This is a genomic window from Streptomyces sp. NPDC051218, assembly GCF_044455475.1.
In the GTDB taxonomy this organism is placed as follows: Bacteria; Actinomycetota; Actinomycetes; order Streptomycetales; family Streptomycetaceae; genus Streptomyces.
The window spans coordinates 511,327-527,134 of sequence record NZ_JBITEU010000001.1 but is presented as its reverse complement, the minus strand read 5'-3'; the positions used below and the strand labels follow the sequence as shown (position 1 = coordinate 527,134).

Below are 15,808 nucleotides of genomic sequence, written 5' to 3'. Positions count from 1 at the left end.
ACTGGTGGGACGATGAAGGCAGCGCGAAGGACGCTTGCGGGCATCGGCGCGGGACTGCTGCTGATGCTCGTGGCGTGCGGCTCGGACGGCGACGACGCGGTGCCGGACACGGCGAGCGGCAGCCTGGAGCAGCTGGCGGCCAAGGCGCGATGCGAGCCGGACATCCAGACGGACGCGGCGGAACTGCGGCAGGCCACCTGTGACAAAGGTGCCCGCCGCTACGTCCTGGTGACCTTTACGAACGCCCGTGGCCAGGCCGAATGGTTCGACGAGGCGACCGATTACGGCGGTACGTACCTCGTCGGCAAGAAGTGGATCGCGGTCGGCGACGAGAAAGTGGTCATGCGGCTGCGCGGCCGGCTCGGTGGGACGGTGGAGAAGTCCTCGCACCACTCGGGGAGTAGCGGTGGTGGGGATCACGAGGACAAGAGCCCGGGGCACTCGGGCCACTCCGGTCACCACACGAGCTGACCGCGCAGCGGTACGGGGGGCAGCTCGGCTCAGTTGCAGCGCTGGCCGCTGTTGATGCACTTGGCCATGCGGTTCATCAGCCCTTCGTCGAAGACGTTGATGAAGTCACCGTGGTCGGTGATGGGCTTGTGCAGCTGCTCGGGGAACGAGTCGACGGCGAACCCCGGGCCCGGCGGCACGTCGTACACGATGCGCTGGACCAGCTGCGGGATGGCCTTGAACCCCTGCGGGCAGGCGCCGCTCTCCTCGTCGGCGAAGGCCACGTGCGTACGGTGGTTGGCGCTGTCGGTGTTCTGGCCGTCCCAGCAGCTCTGGAAGTTGAACGTCCGGACGACCTGGCTGCCCTCGGGGCAGATCGGGTACTTGTCCTTCAGCTGGCGGTCCTCGAAGCCGGTGCAGCTCCACGACGCGTTGGCGTTCGCGTCGCCGTTGGTCAGCGACTTGGCGTCACCGGTGATGATGCGCAGGAAGCGCGGCATCGCGACGACCTTGCCCGTCGGGTTACCGGCGAATTTCAGCGTGACCGACGTCGGTGTCTGGATCTGGCCGACGTTCTGGTCCTTGCCGCCGCCGTCCGCTTCGGCGTCGTTCTCGGCTTCCCCGTTCTGCAGCCTCAGGACCGGCCAGTAATAGGTTGACTTGTCCCCCTGATTCCGGCACGTGGTGTCGCCGTTCGCGAGATCGTCGTCACCGGAGAAAGCGTCCGTGGCCTGATTTCCGACGTAATCGTGCATATGGTGTGCGCCATTGCTCACGCCGGGCGCAGCGATGACATTGTCCGGATTGAACTTGCCGTTCTCGTTCGTCCCGCATTTCGTGGTGAAGCTGCCGCGCGAGGCACCGCGCTGTTGGTCGGGGCGGTTGACGTTGGGCTGGACCGAGTTGATGTCCACGAAGTCGGCGGCCTCGGGACCGTTGCCGTTCTGCTGGCCCGGCGGCTGCTCCTGTTCGCCGCCGTCACCCGGGGGCTGCTCCTGGCCGCCGCCGTCCTGCGGAGGCTGCTGCTCGTCGCCGCCGTCGCCCCCGTCCTGTGGAGGCTGCTGCTGGCCGGCCGCGTCGTCGGCCCGCATGGTGCACGGCGCCATGCCGTCGATCCCCTGGGGCGGCTGTCCGCCCGCCTGGTCGATCGACGAGCCGATGCCCTCGATGGTCGGCCGCCGCTGCTGCTCCAAGGGGTCGAGCACGGCCTCGGCCTGCTCGGTGTTCCGCGCGTCGGCGAACTTCTCGTACGCGGCGGTGATCTGGCTGTCCAGCTCCGCGAGCCGCCGGTCCACGTCCTCGCGGGCGCCGTCCGGCACGTCCGAGAGCTGGGTGCCGACGTCCGGGCAGCTGATGGTGGCCATTCCCACCCCCGGACCGCCGCCCTGCTCGCCGGCCTGGGTTCTGGCGGACGGCGAACCGGAGCTTTCCCCGGCGTTCGCGTAGACATTCACCGCGACCATTCCGCCGCCGCCCAGGATTAGCGCCGCCGAGGCGGCGATCGCGCGCCCGGCGAGTTTTGATCGTTTTCGTGATGTGCGTCGTGGTGTGCGTCCCATGAGACTACGTACGCAACAGCAGGCGGCCCCGTTCAAGCACGCGCGGAATTCCTCCCGCGATTTCGCGGGCGATCTTCGGAGTTCCGCTCGGCGCGCTCGATTCAGCGCCCTTGATCCAGATAGGCGAGTACGGCGAGAACGCGCCGGTTGTCGTCGTCCGAGACCGAAAGGTCCAGCTTCCCGAAGATGTTGGACGTGTGCTTGGCGATCGCCCGCTCCGTCACGACGAGTTCCGCGGCGATCGCCGCGTTCGACCGCCCCTGCGCCATGAGTTCGAGCACCTCGCGCTCGCGCGGCGTCAGCTTGCCCAGCGGCTGGTCCGCCGAGCGCCGCGACAGGAGCTGCTGGATCACCTGCGGGTCCATCGCGGTGCCGCCCGCCGCGACCCGGCGTACGGCGTCGATGAACTGGTCGGCGTCGAAGACCCGGTCCTTGAGGAGATAGCCGACTCCGCCGTTCCCGTCGGCGAGCAGCTCGCGCGCGTACAGCTGCTCCACGTGCTGCGAGAGCACGAGCACGGGCAGTCCCGGCCGCGCCCGTCGCGCGGCGAGCGCGCACTGGAGTCCCTCGTCCGTGTGGGACGGCGGAAGCCGGACGTCCACGACGGCGACGTCCGGCTCCAACTCGGCCAGGGCCTTGGTGAGTTCGGGCCCGGTCTCGACCGCGGCGGCGATCTCGAAGTCGAATGCCTCCAGCATCCGGACCAGGCCGTCACGCAGCAGGAAGAGATCTTCGGCTAGGACAACTCGCAAGGGATCTCCATGGTCACCATGGTCGGGCCGCCCGCGGGACTGCTGACGGCCAGTACGCCGTCGAATGTACCGAGTCGGCGTTCGATCCCGCTCAGCCCGGACCCCGCCCCGATGGCCGCGCCGCCCTTGCCGTTGTCGGTGACCGCGATGCGCAGCATGCCCTCCGCGTGGTGGATGTCCACCCAGACGCGGTCCGCGCCCGCGTGCTTGATGGTGTTGGTCAGTGCCTCGCTCACCGCGAAGTACGCCGCCGACTCCACCGGCTCGTCGGCCCGGCCGAACAGCTCCACGTCCACATCGGTCTGCACCGGAAGCCGCAGCGCGAGGGCCTTCACCGCGTCGCCGAGTCCGCGCTCGGCGAGCACCGGCGGGTGGATGCCGCGGACCAGGTCGCGCAGTTCGGTCAGTGCCTCGCCGGAGTTCTGCCGGGCCTTGGCGATCATTTCCTTGGCCTTCGCCGGGTCCTTCTCGATCATCGCCTCGATGGTGCCGAGGTCCATGCCCATCGCGACCAGGCGGGCCTGCGCCCCGTCGTGCAGGTCGCGCTCGATGCGGCGCAGCTCGGCCGCGGACGAGTCCACGGCGTCGTGCCGGGTCTCGGTCAACCGGTCCACGCGCCGGGCCAGTTCACGCTCCCGCATGGAGGAGGTGGGCGCGAGCAGCGTGCGGCTCAGGAGGAAGTGGGCGCGGAGGATGACCGGACTGGTGAGGATGCCGATGACGCCGAGCGCGGTGCCGAGCAGGGCCGCCATGTTGGCGGAGCCCTGCGAGGTGACGTGGATGAAGCCGTACCATTCGCCGCCGCCCGCGTCGTAGATCGGCTTCCAGACGCCGAGCGCGAGGACGTAGCCGTACAGCGGGTAGAGCAGCAGCGCCGGCGCGAAGATCACCGTCACGTACCCGGCCGTCATGTCGACGAGGAGCCACTGCAGATCCCGCCAGGTCGCCGGGTCCTTCAGCATCAGCGAGGTGCGCTCCACCTGCCCGGTGACGCCACCGCGCAGGTTGGTGGGGAGGGGGCGGTAGGGACGCGGGATGTGTACGTCCGACCACGCGCCGGCCTGGGCGCGGCGCAGGTCGGCCCACTTGCGTACGCCGGTCAGTACCAGCGGAGTCGTGAAGACGCCGATCCCCAGCGTGATGAAGGAAATGGACAGGACCGACAGCACGAAGAGGGTGATCGAACCGGCGAGCATGATGACCGACAGGAAGAGCCCACGGGCTCCCGCGATCACGGATTCTCGGACCCTCGTCATTTTCTGTTCCCCATCTCTCCCAGCGGCATGACCACATTCTCGCCGCAGGGATCGGCGCCGGTCATTGGGTCCGGCACCCGAGCCGGGGGTGTACCTGACGACACCCCCGTGCCTCGCCCTGTGCTTCGGACAGTGGGGGCTTCGGCGGCTGGGCGGGCGGGCCCCGGATTTCTAGCGTTGACCACGTCATCAACCGCTTATCCAACGCTTACTTATGGGGGCGAAGCGCCATGAGGCCAAACCTCGCGGCTCGACTCGGGGTGTGGAGCGCACACCATCGCAAGACGGCCATCCTCGGCTGGCTGCTGTTCGTCGTGCTCGCCACGACCATCGGCGGGGCCTCCGGCATGGTCACCGCGTCCGACGACGAGATGGGGGTCGGCGACTCGGGCCGGGCCGCCGCGATCCTCGACGAGGCGGGCGTCGAAGAGCCCGCCGGCGAGCTCGTCATGGTCAGTTCCAGGTCGGCGGACGGCTGGCGGGACGCGGCGAGCGACCTCTCCAAGGCGCTGACCGCGACCGGTGAGACGCGCGGGATGCAGGCGCCGCTGCCCTCCGAGGACGGCAAGGACGCGCTGCTCCGCTTCGAGATGAAGGGCGCGTCCGACGACGCGGCCGACCGGGTTCAGCCGGTGCTCGACGCGGTGCAGAAGGCGAAGGACGCGGGTGCGGGGGAGGGCATCTCCGTCTACCAGTTCGGCGACGCGAGCTCCGAGAAGCACCTCGGCGATCTGCTCTCCGACGACCTCACCAGGGCCGAGTTCACCGCGGTGCCGCTGGCCCTCGGCATTCTCCTGGTCGCCTTCGGCGCCGTGGTCGCGGCGCTCCTTCCGGTGGGGCTCGCGCTGACCGCGTGCGTGGCGGCCTTCGGCCTGCTCTCCCTGGCCAGCCACCAGCTGCACCTCTTCGAGACGACGTACTCGGTGATGTTCCTGATGGGGCTCGCGGTCGGCGTCGACTACTGCCTGTTCTACCTGCGGCGCGAACGGGACGAGCGGGCCGCGGGACGTGACGCGGAGACCGCGCTGCGGATCGCGGCGGCCACCAGCGGGCGGGCCGTCCTTGTCTCGGGCCTCACGGTGATGGTCGCGATGGCGGGCATGTTCCTGTCCGGTCTGCTGCTCTTCAAGGGCTTCGCGGTCGCCACGATCCTGGTGGTGTGCGTGGCGATGCTGGGCTCGGTGACGGTGCTTCCGGCGCTGCTCTCCGCGCTCGGCGACCGGATCAACGCGGGGCGCATCCCGTTCCTGAACCGCAAGGGCAAGAAGGGCGCGCACGCGAGCGGCGGCATCGCGGGCAAGCTCCTGCACCCCGTACTCGCCAAGCCGAAGTTCTTCGCCATCGGCTCCGCGGTCCTGCTCCTCGCGCTCGCGGCGCCCGCGCTCGGCATGAAGACCGAACAGCTGGGCCTGGAGAAGCAGTTCGGCTCCGACGCCGCGCTGTCGGTCTCGTTCCGGGAGATCACCCAGGAGTTCCCGGGTGGCCCCGCGCCGGCCCAGATCGTGGTCAGGACCGCCGACGCGGACGACATCGGGTCGAAGCAGCTGCGGGACGCGCTGGCCGCGGTGGTCAGGGACGCGGGCAAGGGGGCCGAACTCACCGTCCACAAGGGCGCGGGCGTGGCCGAGATCGACGTACCGCTGCCCGGCGACGGCAGTGACGCGGAGTCGAAGAAGGCGCTCGGGGAGCTCAGGGACGACGTGGTGCCCGCGGCCTTCGACGGCCTGGACGCGGAGGCGTACGTCGGCGGTGACCTCGCGTCGTCCGAGGACTTCAGCGACCAGCTCAGCAAGGGCATCCTGCCGGTGTTCGCCTTCATCGCGGCGGTGACGTTCCTGCTGATGCTCTTCAGCTTCCGCTCGGTGGTCATCGCCGTGACGTCCATCGCCCTCAACCTCCTTTCGGTGGGCGCCGCTTACGGCGTGATGACCGCGGTCTTCCAGCACGGCTGGGGCGCGGAACTGATCGGCTCCGAGCAGGTGGGGGCGATCGAGAACTGGATGCCGCTGTTCGTGCTCGTGGTCCTGTTCGGCCTGTCGATGGACTACCACGTGTTCGTGGTCTCGCGGATCCGTGAGGCGCGGGACCGTGGCCTGGACAACCGCGCGGCGATCCGCGAGGGCATCACGCGGACCGCGGGCGCGGTGACCGGCGCGGCCGTGATCATGGTGGCGGTCTTCGCGGTCTTCGGCACGCTGTCCATGCAGGACATGCAGCAGATGGGCGTGGGCCTGGGCGTGGCGGTCCTGCTGGACGCGACGGTCGTACGGATGGTGCTGCTGCCGTCCCTGATGACACTCTTGGGCGAGCGGAACTGGCGGACGCCGCGGTATCTCTCTTGGCTGCCTACGATCTCGCACGGGGCGCCTGTGGCACCTGAACAGCCTGCCACGCGGCCGGTTCCGTCGGCCACGGTGTAGGTGCGGTGTTTTGGCTGCGGGGTGGTGGGGGCTGGTCGCGCAGTTCCCCGCGCCCCTGGTGGGGTGGTGGTCTGGCTGGATCTGCTGGTCGGGCCTCCGCCCTGCTCCCGGGCTGGTTCCGTGGCCGCGGTGTAGATGCTCCGCTGCGGAAGTGCGGTGTTTTGCTGCGGGGTGGTGGGGGCTGGTCGCGCAGTTCCCCGCGCCCCTGACGGGGCGGTGGCTGAGCTGGAACTTCAGCTCAGCCACCGCCCCGTTCCCCCGCTACAGGCCCAGCGCCTTCGCCTCCACCTCTGGGTCCAGTCCCTTCGCCCCCCGTTCGGGCCGTTCGGGGGCCGCTCCGGTGAGGGACTTGAGCCAGGTCCACGTGTCCGCGACCGTGTCCGTCACGGGCCGCGCCCTGAGCCCCGTGGCCACCGCCTTCTCCGTCGACGTGCGGTGCATCGTGTCGTGCAGTTCGCCCGGCGGGAGCCACACCGGGAGCTGCGACCACGGTTCGATGCCGTGCTCCGCGATCACCGAGGGGTCCGTCCACCGCAGCTCTGCGTCAGGCGAGCCCGCCACGGCCACGCACGCCTGGAGGAACTCCTCCATCGTGGTGTGCGCGATGGGCGAGACGATGTTGTACGGGCCGTGCAGACCCGCGACGGCGGCGTCGAGGACCCACTCCGCGAGGTCCCGCACGTCGATGTACTGAAGGTCCAACTCCCTTGGCCCAGGGGCCAGTACGGGTCCGCCCCGCGCGACCCGGTGCAGCCACCACGGCAGCCGCCCGACGTTCTCGTACGGGCCGAGGATCAGGCCGGCGCGGGCCAGCACCGTGCGCTCGGCCCCGAATTCCGCCACGGCCGCGAGCTCCCCGCCCCGCTTGTCCTCGGCGTACGCCACCGCATCCGCGTCGGGATCTCCCTCGACCAGCGGGTAGCTCTCGTCCGAACCCGCCTCGCCCGGATACCGGTACACGGACCCGCTCGACACATACACATAGCGCCCCGCCCGCCCCGCGAGCAGCTTCGCGGACTCCCGGACGACACGCGGCGCCCCCGACCAGGTGTCGACGACGACGTCCCATTCGCCTTCGGCGAGCGCGTCCAAGCCGCCCCGCGCCGTACGGTCACCGAGCAGCGACACCACACCGGCGGGTGCCTCACGGGTCCCGCGATGGAAAACGGTCACCTCCCAGCCCCGCGCCAGCGCCGCCTCGACGACGCCCCGCCCCACGAACTGCGTACCACCCAGCATCAGAAGTCTCATGCCGACGACTCTGCACGCCACGCCCCGCCGGGGGAACCGGGTTCTGCTAGCGGCAGAGCCCGGCCCCGCCCGGGAACCCGGAGGTCAGCGGGGCGCCGGAGGTCAGCGGGACGACGGAGGTGCGTACTTGTAGCCCACCCGCCGCACCGTCTGGATCGTGCGGCGGTGCTCGGCCCCCAGCTTGCGCCTGAGCCGGGCGATGTGGACGTCCACGGTGCGCCCGTCGCCCACGTGCCCGTACCCCCACACCGTCGTCACCAACTGGTCGCGCGTGTGCACCCGGTGGGGATGGGCGACGAGATGCGCGAGCAGCTCGAACTCCAGATACGTGAGGTCCAGCGCGCGACCGGCGACCTGCGCCGCACGCTGCACGGCGTCGATCCGCACGGGCCCGCCGGAGCCCGGCTGAGGGTCCGGCTGCGGCTCGGGTGCGGCGGCGGCCACCGGCTCCTGCCCGGCCGGTACGAGGACCAGGTAGCCGATCATCGGCGGCTGGCCTGGCAGCGCGGGCAGCGTGTGCGGCGGCGCCGGCAGCCAGGTCGCGCCCGGCGGCAGGAAGTCCGTGAGCTGCGCCACCTCGTCGGGGGCGACGGCTCGCAGCCGCCCCCGGCCGGGCATGGCAGGCGGCGCCACGGTGGCGGTGGACGCAGTGGATGCGGTGGAGGCAGAGGATGCCGAGAAGGAACGGGAGTTCGCCATGGAAGTCAGCTCTTTCGCGCGGAGGAGTCGTCAGTCGTCTCGGTCGTCGAGGACGTACGTACGTCGTGCGCGTCAGGCGAAGGCCGGGTGAACGGCTTTAGAGGGCCTGCGCGTTCATCGCGCGGCAACACACCCGGTCGAAGTCATGGTGCTGGCGGGAAGGCCAGAACGGCTCGAGGTCGTGATGACGACCCGTCGCTGTGTTCTCGTTGCTGCCCATGACCATGTCCCCATTGAAGCAGATGGAAGTGACATCCGGGCAGGCAAGCCGAAGGGGGCGCCCACCGGTTCGGCGGGCGCCCCCTTCAGGGACGTGCTGATGCACGGGATCGGACCTGGCCGGCCTTCTAGACCTGGCCGGCCTTCTCCAGGGCGGCGCAGCAGGTGTCGACGATCAGCCGCGTCACGACGTACGGGTCGACGTTCGCGTTCGGGCGGCGGTCCTCGATGTAGCCCTTCTGCTCCACCTCGACCTGCCACGGGATGCGGACCGACGCGCCGCGGTCGGAGACGCCGTAGCTGTACTCGTTCCACGGGGCGGTCTCGTGCAGGCCGGTGAGACGGTCGTCGATGCCCGCGCCGTAGTTCTTGACGTGGTCCATCGGCTTCGAGCCCTCGCCGAGGGACTCGCAGGCGGTGAGGATGGGCGCGTAGCTCTCGCGCATCGTCTTCGTCGAGAAGTTCGTGTGCGCACCGGCGCCGTTCCAGTCGCCCTTGACCGGCTTCGGGTCGAGGGTCGCGGAGACGTTGAAGTCCTCGGCGGTGCGGTAGAGCAGCCAACGGGCGATCCACAGCTGGTCGGAGACCTCGAGCGGCGCGAGCGGGCCGACCTGGAACTCCCACTGGCCCGGCATGACCTCGGCGTTGATGCCGGAGATGCCGAGGCCCGCCTTGAGGCAGTTCTCCAGGTGTGCCTCGACGATGTCACGGCCGAAGATCTCGTCCGCGCCGACGCCGCAGTAGTAGCCGCCCTGCGCCGCGGGGAAACCGCCGACGGGGAAGCCGAGCGGGCGGTCGCCCTCGAAGAAGGTGTACTCCTGCTCGATGCCGAAGATGGGCTCCTGCGAGCCGAAGCGCTCCTCGATCTCGGCGAGCGCGGCACGCGTGTTGGACTCGTGCGGCGTCATGTCCGTGTTGAGGACCTCGCACAGGACGAGTACGTCGTCGCCGCCGCGGATCGGGTCCGGGCAGGTGAAGACCGGCTTGAGGACGCGGTCGGATGCGTGACCCTTGGCCTGGTTGGTGCTGGATCCGTCGAAGCCCCAGTTCGGGAGCTCGGCGCCGTCCGTCATGATCTTCGTCTTCGAACGGAGCTTGGCGGTCGGCTCGGTGCCGTCGATCCAGATGTACTCAGCCTTGAAGGTCACGGGGGCCCATCCTTAAACGCTCGGTACGGCGCAGAACGTGCGGGTGCTGCGGTGCCGTGGTGATGCCGCGAAGCTTGCCAACGTGCGATTTCCCGTCCGTTGCTCGAATGTGAACCCCGTGTTACCTGCGGTGCGTGTGGCCCACTTCATGCTCCGCTCGCCGTCCCGCCTCACTTGATGACGGCGTTGGCGGCCGCGATGAGCAGTCCGATGGTTGCGTCCGCCATGCCGAGCAGCACGGCCGAGCGCCGCCGGTAGCCGGCCCGGAGTGCGGCGAAGGTGCCCCAGCAGAGGAGGAGCGCGGCGTTCAGCAGGAGCGCGGAGTAGGTGACGGGTGCCTCGGGCCAGTCGAAGACCCCGGCGAGCGCGAGCAGCCCCACGGTGGGCCAGCAGGCGACGATCACCGGCCACTCGTCCATGAGCTCCCAGACCAGTTGCCGCCACCGGTGCAGGCCTGAACCCGGCCGGTGCGTGGACATGTGGTGCGCGTATCCGTGCGCGAGAGCGGCCGTGCCCGCGGTCACCATGACCCAGGCGGCGTCGTAGTAGGGCGTGTAGGCCTGCTGCCCCGAGTGCAGCGCCGCGACGAGCGCACTGGCGAGGATGGTGCCGTACACACCTCCGAACATCAGGTTCCGCACAGGGGCACTCCATTCCGGCCGGCGGCAATGTGGAGTGCTCAACGCTATGGAGGCATATGTAACGTTTGACCGGAGATAACCCAACATTCGCCAGTCATCTACTACTACGCCGCGCCCGGCGGTGCCTACCGCGCCATCGCGTCCCGCACGGCCTCCTCGGTACGCCCCACCACGGCGGTGCCGTCGTCGGCGGTGATGATGGGCCGCTGGATGAGCTTGGGGTGCTGGGCGAGCGCGGCGATCCAGCGATCACGACCGGAGGCGTCACGCGGCCAGGCCTCGCGGTCCTTGAGCCCCAGCTCCTTGGCGGCGTCCTCCTGGGTGCGGGTGATGTCCCACGGCTCAAGCCCGAGCCGCTCCAGGACGGCCCGGATCTCATCCTCGGTGGGAACGTCGTCGAGGTAGCGCCGCACGGTGTAGTCGGCGCCCTCCGCATCAAGCAACGTAAGCGCGCTTCGGCACTTGGAACATGCGGGATTGATCCAGATCTCCATACGTCACACGCTACCCGCGCCCACCACCCACACCCCCCTCAAAAGCCCTCTGGCCAGCGAGGATTGCCTGCCGGTAGAAGACCCGCCACTACAAGAACTGACGCCCCTCCGGCTGCGCGACGTCGACCGCGTCGTACTTCGTGCCCGGCTGGTCGAACACCGTGAACAGCAGCATCACGGCCGCGACGACGATCAGGACAATCGCGTACGCACCCAGCCACGGATCACCGGGACCGTCGGACGAGAGCCCCGACCACACGGCCAGGATGACCGTGGCGACCGCGAATGCCACGAAGGTGGCCCAGTCGCCGCGTCTGCCTCGCCGGATGCCTACATACAAGAACGGCACCCATGACAGCAGCCCCAACGTGACGGCCACCAGCAAACTCCACGCGGCCTTCTGTCCCCAGCCGGCTTCCAGTCGTCTGTCCATGACGCCCCCAAGTGGTGGCGCTCCCAGGCCCGTTCGGGAGCGCGGGGCGCCAGGTTAGTCCCGCAGCTGCCCGGGGGTGCTGGGGTTGCGGGGAGTGGCACCCGTACGAGGGACGCGGCCGTTCCCGTGCCGCGGAAGCGGCTGGCCGCCCCGTCCACAGGAATGAGGATGTTCGAATAGTTTGGCGCCCCACGGGTACCTCCCGGAGCTGGCGTGACACGGTGGTAATTACCGTGCTCACCTGGTCATTTGGTGCGCCTTGCGGGCTCCCTGGATGTCAGTGCCGGGCGGTAAACTGTAAGCAGTGTTCGAGGGTTCCCGACGGGGGTTCCTGATCGCGACAGGAGGATGCCTGTGCCCGCTGCCGCACTCACATCTACGTCGAAGAGCAAGGCTTCCCGGCCCGTGTTGATCGACCTGACCTACGCACCACTGGAGAAGCGACCGCTCCCGGCCGGCCGGCCGCGGGAGTGGTACGTCACGCACAACCGGCGCCTGAAGGCCATGCGCCTGGCGATAGCCCTGCTCGACTCGGGTGTCTATCTGCCGAACCAAGCCGACAACACCAGGATCCGGAGCATGGCGGAGGACGTGGGAATCCACCCGCCGTCCGACATCACCTGCCATATGGTGCGCGCCCTGATGCGGTACAGCCGCTGAGCTGTCGCGCGAACGCGAACGCGAACGCGCAAGCGCACGCGTACGGGTGGGGGCCCAGCGGCCTCCGCCCGTACGCGTGCCTCATGCTGGGCGCATGACTCAGCCGGAATCCGCCCCCGCCCAGCAGGAGCCCGCGGACGAGCTGCCGCTGCTCGTCACCGCCCAACTCCCGGACGGGGCGCGGTTTCCCGTCCGCGGGATGAGGGGGAGCGAGGCCTCGCCCCGTCCCGCGCCGGCCGTCCTGATCCTTCCCGCGATGGGCACCCCCGCCCGCTACTACCGCGCGTTCGCGCGCCAGTTGCACGCCGAGGGCCTCACCGCCCTGACCGTGGACATGCGAGGGCAGGGGGAGAGCACCCCGCGGGTGACGGACGCGGATGCCGTCGACCACGGCTACCGCACGATCGTGGAGCAGGATCTCGCCGCCGTCGTCGAGGCGATACGCGCCGAACTGGGCCCGAGCAACCCGCTCTACCTCCTCGGCCACAGCATGGGCGGTCAACTCGGCCTCATACACGCCTCGTTGCCCGTCGGCCCCTGCGTCAGCGGCGCCAACGGCGCCAACGGCGTCGACGGCGTCGTCCTCGTCGCCTCCGGCTCCGTCTGGTACCGAGCGTACGGCCCCCTGCGCGGGCCCCTGCTGCTCATCGGCGAACTGTTCGCCGCGGCCACGTCGACGCTGCTCGGCCGCTGGCCCGGCACCCGGCTCGGCTTCGGCGGTAACCAGCCCAAGGGCGTCATGCGGGACTGGGCACGTCAGGGCCGTAAGGGCCGCTACTCGTCCCCCGGCTCCCCGCACGACTACGAGGCGGCCCTGCGCACCCTCACCCTGCCCGTCCTCGCGGTCTCCGTGGAGGGCGACACCTGGGCCCCGGCAGCCGCCCTCGACCACCTCGTCGGCAAGGTGCCCGCGGCCCGCGTCACCCGCCTGCGGTACTCCGTGCGGGAAGCGGGCGCCCGCCTCGACCACTTCGTGTGGACGCGGGCGGGCGGGGCGCTGGCCAAGAGGGTGGCGGCGTGGGCGGTCGCGGGCGGAAGCTGAGGTCGGGCACACCTCGTGCCGGGCCACCAGGGGGGCACTAGGGGCCCGCCAGGGTCCCCAGGGGGCCACCAGCGTCACCCGTTCGGCGTACCCCGCATGCGTACGCGCCGGTCGCGGCATTGGCTGCTCCTGAGGGGAGGCTGTAGCCGGGGGCCGCCGACGGGCCGACGGAGAGGGGCGAGGGCGATGACCACTCCGGACGAGCGCGCCCGCCAGGGCAGGGCCGCCCGCAAGCGCGCCTCCCGCTCCTCGCACGGCGCGTGGATACCCTCCGCCGACCGCGCCGACCCGGTGGCCGTCCTCGAACGGCAGGGCGCGGACCGCGTCCAGGAGCTGCTGCCCATCCGGTACGCCCGCATGGCAGCCTCACCTCTCGCCTTCCTGCGGGGCGCCGCCGCCGTCATGGCGGGGGACCTCGCCGTCCAGTGGAACACCGGCCTCACCGTCCAACTCTGCGGCGACGCCCACCTGCTGAACTTCGGCCTGTTCGCCTCCCCGGAACGCGCCCTGCTCTTCGACCTCGACGACTTCGACGAGACCTGCCCCGGCCCCTTCGAATGGGACGTCAAACGCCTGGCCGCCAGCATCGCCGTCGCGTCCCGCGACAACGGCCACCCGGGACGCGGCACACGCGAGTCGTGCCTCGCGGCGGTGGCGGCGTACCGCTCGTCGATGAGGCGTCTGGCCGGACTCGGCGAGCTGGCGGTCTGGTACGAACGGACCGACACGCACGACCTGTTGCCCCTCATCCGCGCCACCCGCCGCCGCAAGCGCGCCGCGGCCACCCTGGACCGGGCCCGCCGCCGCACACACCTGCAGGCGCTCGGCAAGCTGACCGAAACCGTGGACGGCGTCCGCCGCATCATCCACGACCCGCCGCTCATCGAACCCGCGGCCGCCCCGGAACTCGCCGCGGTCCGCAAGATCTTCGGCGACTACCGCTCCACGCTCTCCGAGGAACGCCGACTCCTCCTGGACCGCTACCACTTCGTCGACGCGGCCCGCAAAGTCGTGGGAGTGGGCAGCGTCGGCACCCGCTGCTTCATCGTGCTCCTCGCCGGGCGCGACGCCGACGACCCGCTCTTCCTCCAGATCAAGGAGGCGGCCCGCTCGGTCCTGGAGGAGCACCTCCCGCCAGGACCGTACGTCCACCCCGGCCACCGCGTGGTCGCGGGCCAGCGCCTCCTCCAGGCCGCGAGCGACATCTTCCTCGGCTGGATGACGGGTCCCCAGGGCCGCGCCTTCTACTGGCGCCAACTGCGCGACATGAAGGGCTCCGCGGACGTGGAGACCATGTCCCCCGCGCAGCTGCGCTCCTACGCACGCCTCTGCGGCACGGCCCTGGCCCGTGCCCACGCCCGCTCCGGGGACCGCGTGGCCATAGCCGCCTACTTGGGCGGCTCCGACACGTTCGACCGGGCGATCGCGGACTTCGCGCTGCGCTACGCCGCGCAGAACGCCCGGGACCACGCGGCCCTGACCGAGGCGATCTCCTCGGGCCTGGTCGACGCGGCCACCGGGACCGGCTAGCGGATCTCGTCCGGGACCACCGTCAGCCACCGCTTGTCCGCGGTGACCTGCTGGCCGAGCTCCCGCTGCCGGTCGGCGTTCTCGCGCTTCATCCCGTCGAGTTCCTTCATGTAGTCGTCCTTGCGGTTGACCCACACCCGCGCCCCGCCGTGCTTCACGTCCGCCGAGTGGAACAGCATCGGACCGTCGCTCTTCGGGGTGTCGCCCGCCACCAGAACCGGCTTCTTCCACGCGTCGATGTACGTGCTGATGGCCGCGGGCTTGCCCTGGTACCAGGTCAGCGGCGCCCACAGGTTCGGCGTCAGCTCATGCCCCGCGAGCTTCTTCTCGTCGAAGCGGCCCTCCGCGACCTCCTTGCGGGAGCTGGTGACCTCGCCGGTCTTGCGGTCCTTGAGCTGCAGGCCGACACCGATGACGTTCTCGGGCTTCACGTCGTAGCCGTACTTGGGGTCGGACAGGACCATGCGTACGAGGTCCTCGCTGGCCGCGCTGACGACGTAGACCTCGATGCCGTGCCCCCGCAGCGACTTGTAGAGCTCCTGCATGCCGGTGAAGAACTCGGGCGTCTTGACCTCGGTCTTCGTCAGCTTCCCGTCCTCGTAGTACTCGGCGGGGATCGGCTTGTCGTGGGCGAGGAGCTCGTCGACGTACCCCTTGAGCTCCTTCAGCGTGAAGCCGGAGAAGATCTGCGCGGCCCACGGGTAGCAGACCTGGTCGTCGACCTCGCAGAGCCGGTTGTAGTAGCTGTAGAGGCTCTCCTTGTGCTTCGCCGTGTCCTTGAAGGGGATGATCTTCAGCGACGGGTTCATCGACTTGCGGGTCAGCACCCCCTTCATCTCCAGGAAGGGCAGGAGGGACTCCTCCAGGTCGTTGCGGTACGTCGTGTTGTCCGCGTCGAAGACGGCGTACGCGCCCTTGTCCTCGTTCTTCGCGATGACCTTGCCCAGCTTCTTCGCGACCGGCTTGGGCCAGTGCTTCAGCTCGGCCGATGCCTTGGCCGCGGCCTTGGCCGTCGTCGCGGAGGCGTCCGCCGCCGTCGCGTCCGCGTTCGGCCAGAGCGCCGTACCCGCGAGTACGGCCGCGGTGAGCGCGCCCGCCGTGCCGATGACGGCCAGCTTGCCCTTTGCCTTTACTGCCATGGTTCCGTGCCCCCTGAGAGCGGTCTGCGCCCCGTCCGGAGCGGCGGGTCATCGTATGAGGTCAGGCGGCGGATTCCCATGATCGGTATCACTGGGCGGAACGGGCATGGGACGC

The 15,808-nt window shown here is 70.1% G+C and carries 15 protein-coding genes; 5 read left to right on the top strand and 10 right to left on the bottom strand.

The annotated features are described in order from the left end of the window. The first annotated feature begins 12 nt into the window (after positions 1 to 12). Complete coding sequence (locus ACIBCK_RS02455) at positions 13 to 471, top strand: hypothetical protein (protein WP_399386213.1); 459 nt, start codon at positions 13 to 15, stop codon at positions 469 to 471. 29 nt (positions 472 to 500) lie between these two features. Here ACIBCK_RS02455 and ACIBCK_RS02450 read toward each other — a convergent pair whose 3' ends face one another. The 3 genes from ACIBCK_RS02450 to ACIBCK_RS02440 all read right to left on the bottom strand — a co-directional run bounded on the left by ACIBCK_RS02450 (position 501) and on the right by ACIBCK_RS02440 (position 4,017). Then, complete coding sequence (locus ACIBCK_RS02450) at positions 501 to 2,009, bottom strand: DUF1996 domain-containing protein (RefSeq protein WP_399386212.1); 1,509 nt, start codon at positions 2,007 to 2,009, stop codon at positions 501 to 503. A 101-nt stretch (positions 2,010 to 2,110) separates the two neighbouring features. Continuing rightward, positions 2,111 to 2,761: a LuxR C-terminal-related transcriptional regulator gene (locus ACIBCK_RS02445; protein WP_399386211.1), complete on the bottom strand. Its 651-nt coding sequence runs from the start codon at positions 2,759 to 2,761 to the stop codon at positions 2,111 to 2,113. Beyond that, entirely contained in the window at positions 2,746 to 4,017 is a 1,272-nt protein-coding gene (locus ACIBCK_RS02440) for a sensor histidine kinase (protein WP_399386210.1), read from the bottom strand. Before ACIBCK_RS02440 ends, ACIBCK_RS02445 begins: the two co-directional genes overlap by 16 nt. 230 nt (positions 4,018 to 4,247) lie before the next feature. On the opposite strand from ACIBCK_RS02440, the gene ACIBCK_RS02435 reads away from it, so the two are divergent. After that, positions 4,248 to 6,437, top strand: a complete 2,190-nt coding sequence (locus ACIBCK_RS02435) for an MMPL family transporter (RefSeq protein WP_399386209.1) — start codon at positions 4,248 to 4,250, stop codon at positions 6,435 to 6,437. Between the two features lie 261 nt (positions 6,438 to 6,698). Here the strand turns inward: ACIBCK_RS02435 and ACIBCK_RS02430 are convergent, their stop codons facing one another. From ACIBCK_RS02430 to ACIBCK_RS02405, 6 genes are all read right to left on the bottom strand, one after another. Continuing rightward, positions 6,699 to 7,688, bottom strand: coding sequence for an NAD-dependent epimerase/dehydratase family protein (locus ACIBCK_RS02430; RefSeq protein WP_399386208.1), 990 nt, complete (start codon positions 7,686 to 7,688; stop codon positions 6,699 to 6,701). A 102-nt stretch (positions 7,689 to 7,790) separates the two neighbouring features. After that, the gene (locus ACIBCK_RS02425; protein WP_399386207.1) at positions 7,791 to 8,387 is read right to left on the bottom strand and encodes a winged helix-turn-helix domain-containing protein; all 597 of its coding nucleotides are present in this window, start codon (positions 8,385 to 8,387) and stop codon (positions 7,791 to 7,793) included. A gap of 347 nt (positions 8,388 to 8,734) precedes the next feature. Continuing rightward, the gene (gene glnII / locus ACIBCK_RS02420) at positions 8,735 to 9,754 is read right to left on the bottom strand and encodes a glutamine synthetase (protein WP_399386206.1); all 1,020 of its coding nucleotides are present in this window, start codon (positions 9,752 to 9,754) and stop codon (positions 8,735 to 8,737) included. Positions 9,755 to 9,924: 170 nt separating this feature from the next. After that, a complete protein-coding gene (locus tag ACIBCK_RS02415; protein WP_399386205.1) occupies positions 9,925 to 10,395 on the bottom strand; it encodes a hypothetical protein in 471 nt (156 codons plus the stop codon). A 125-nt stretch (positions 10,396 to 10,520) separates the two neighbouring features. Beyond that, positions 10,521 to 10,889: an arsenate reductase family protein gene (locus tag ACIBCK_RS02410; protein ID WP_399386204.1), complete on the bottom strand. Its 369-nt coding sequence runs from the start codon at positions 10,887 to 10,889 to the stop codon at positions 10,521 to 10,523. A gap of 88 nt (positions 10,890 to 10,977) precedes the next feature. Further along, entirely contained in the window at positions 10,978 to 11,322 is a 345-nt protein-coding gene (locus ACIBCK_RS02405; RefSeq protein WP_399386203.1) for a hypothetical protein, read from the bottom strand. A 354-nt stretch (positions 11,323 to 11,676) separates the two neighbouring features. Here ACIBCK_RS02405 and ACIBCK_RS02400 point away from each other — a divergent pair, with 354 nt between their 5' ends. The 3 genes from ACIBCK_RS02400 to ACIBCK_RS02390 all read left to right on the top strand — a co-directional run bounded on the left by ACIBCK_RS02400 (position 11,677) and on the right by ACIBCK_RS02390 (position 14,554). Then, complete coding sequence (locus ACIBCK_RS02400; protein WP_399386202.1) at positions 11,677 to 11,982, top strand: hypothetical protein; 306 nt, start codon at positions 11,677 to 11,679, stop codon at positions 11,980 to 11,982. 94 nt (positions 11,983 to 12,076) lie between these two features. Then, positions 12,077 to 13,024: an alpha/beta fold hydrolase gene (locus ACIBCK_RS02395; protein WP_399386201.1), complete on the top strand. Its 948-nt coding sequence runs from the start codon at positions 12,077 to 12,079 to the stop codon at positions 13,022 to 13,024. A 186-nt stretch (positions 13,025 to 13,210) separates the two neighbouring features. Further along, on the top strand, positions 13,211 to 14,554 hold the full coding sequence (locus ACIBCK_RS02390; RefSeq protein ID WP_399386200.1) for a DUF2252 domain-containing protein: 1,344 nt from the start codon (positions 13,211 to 13,213) through the stop codon (positions 14,552 to 14,554). Here ACIBCK_RS02390 and ACIBCK_RS02385 read toward each other — a convergent pair. Further along, on the bottom strand, positions 14,551 to 15,693 hold the full coding sequence (locus ACIBCK_RS02385) for a haloacid dehalogenase-like hydrolase (RefSeq protein WP_399386199.1): 1,143 nt from the start codon (positions 15,691 to 15,693) through the stop codon (positions 14,551 to 14,553). The genes ACIBCK_RS02390 and ACIBCK_RS02385 overlap by 4 nt on opposite strands. Between the last annotated feature and the right edge of the window lie 115 nt (positions 15,694 to 15,808).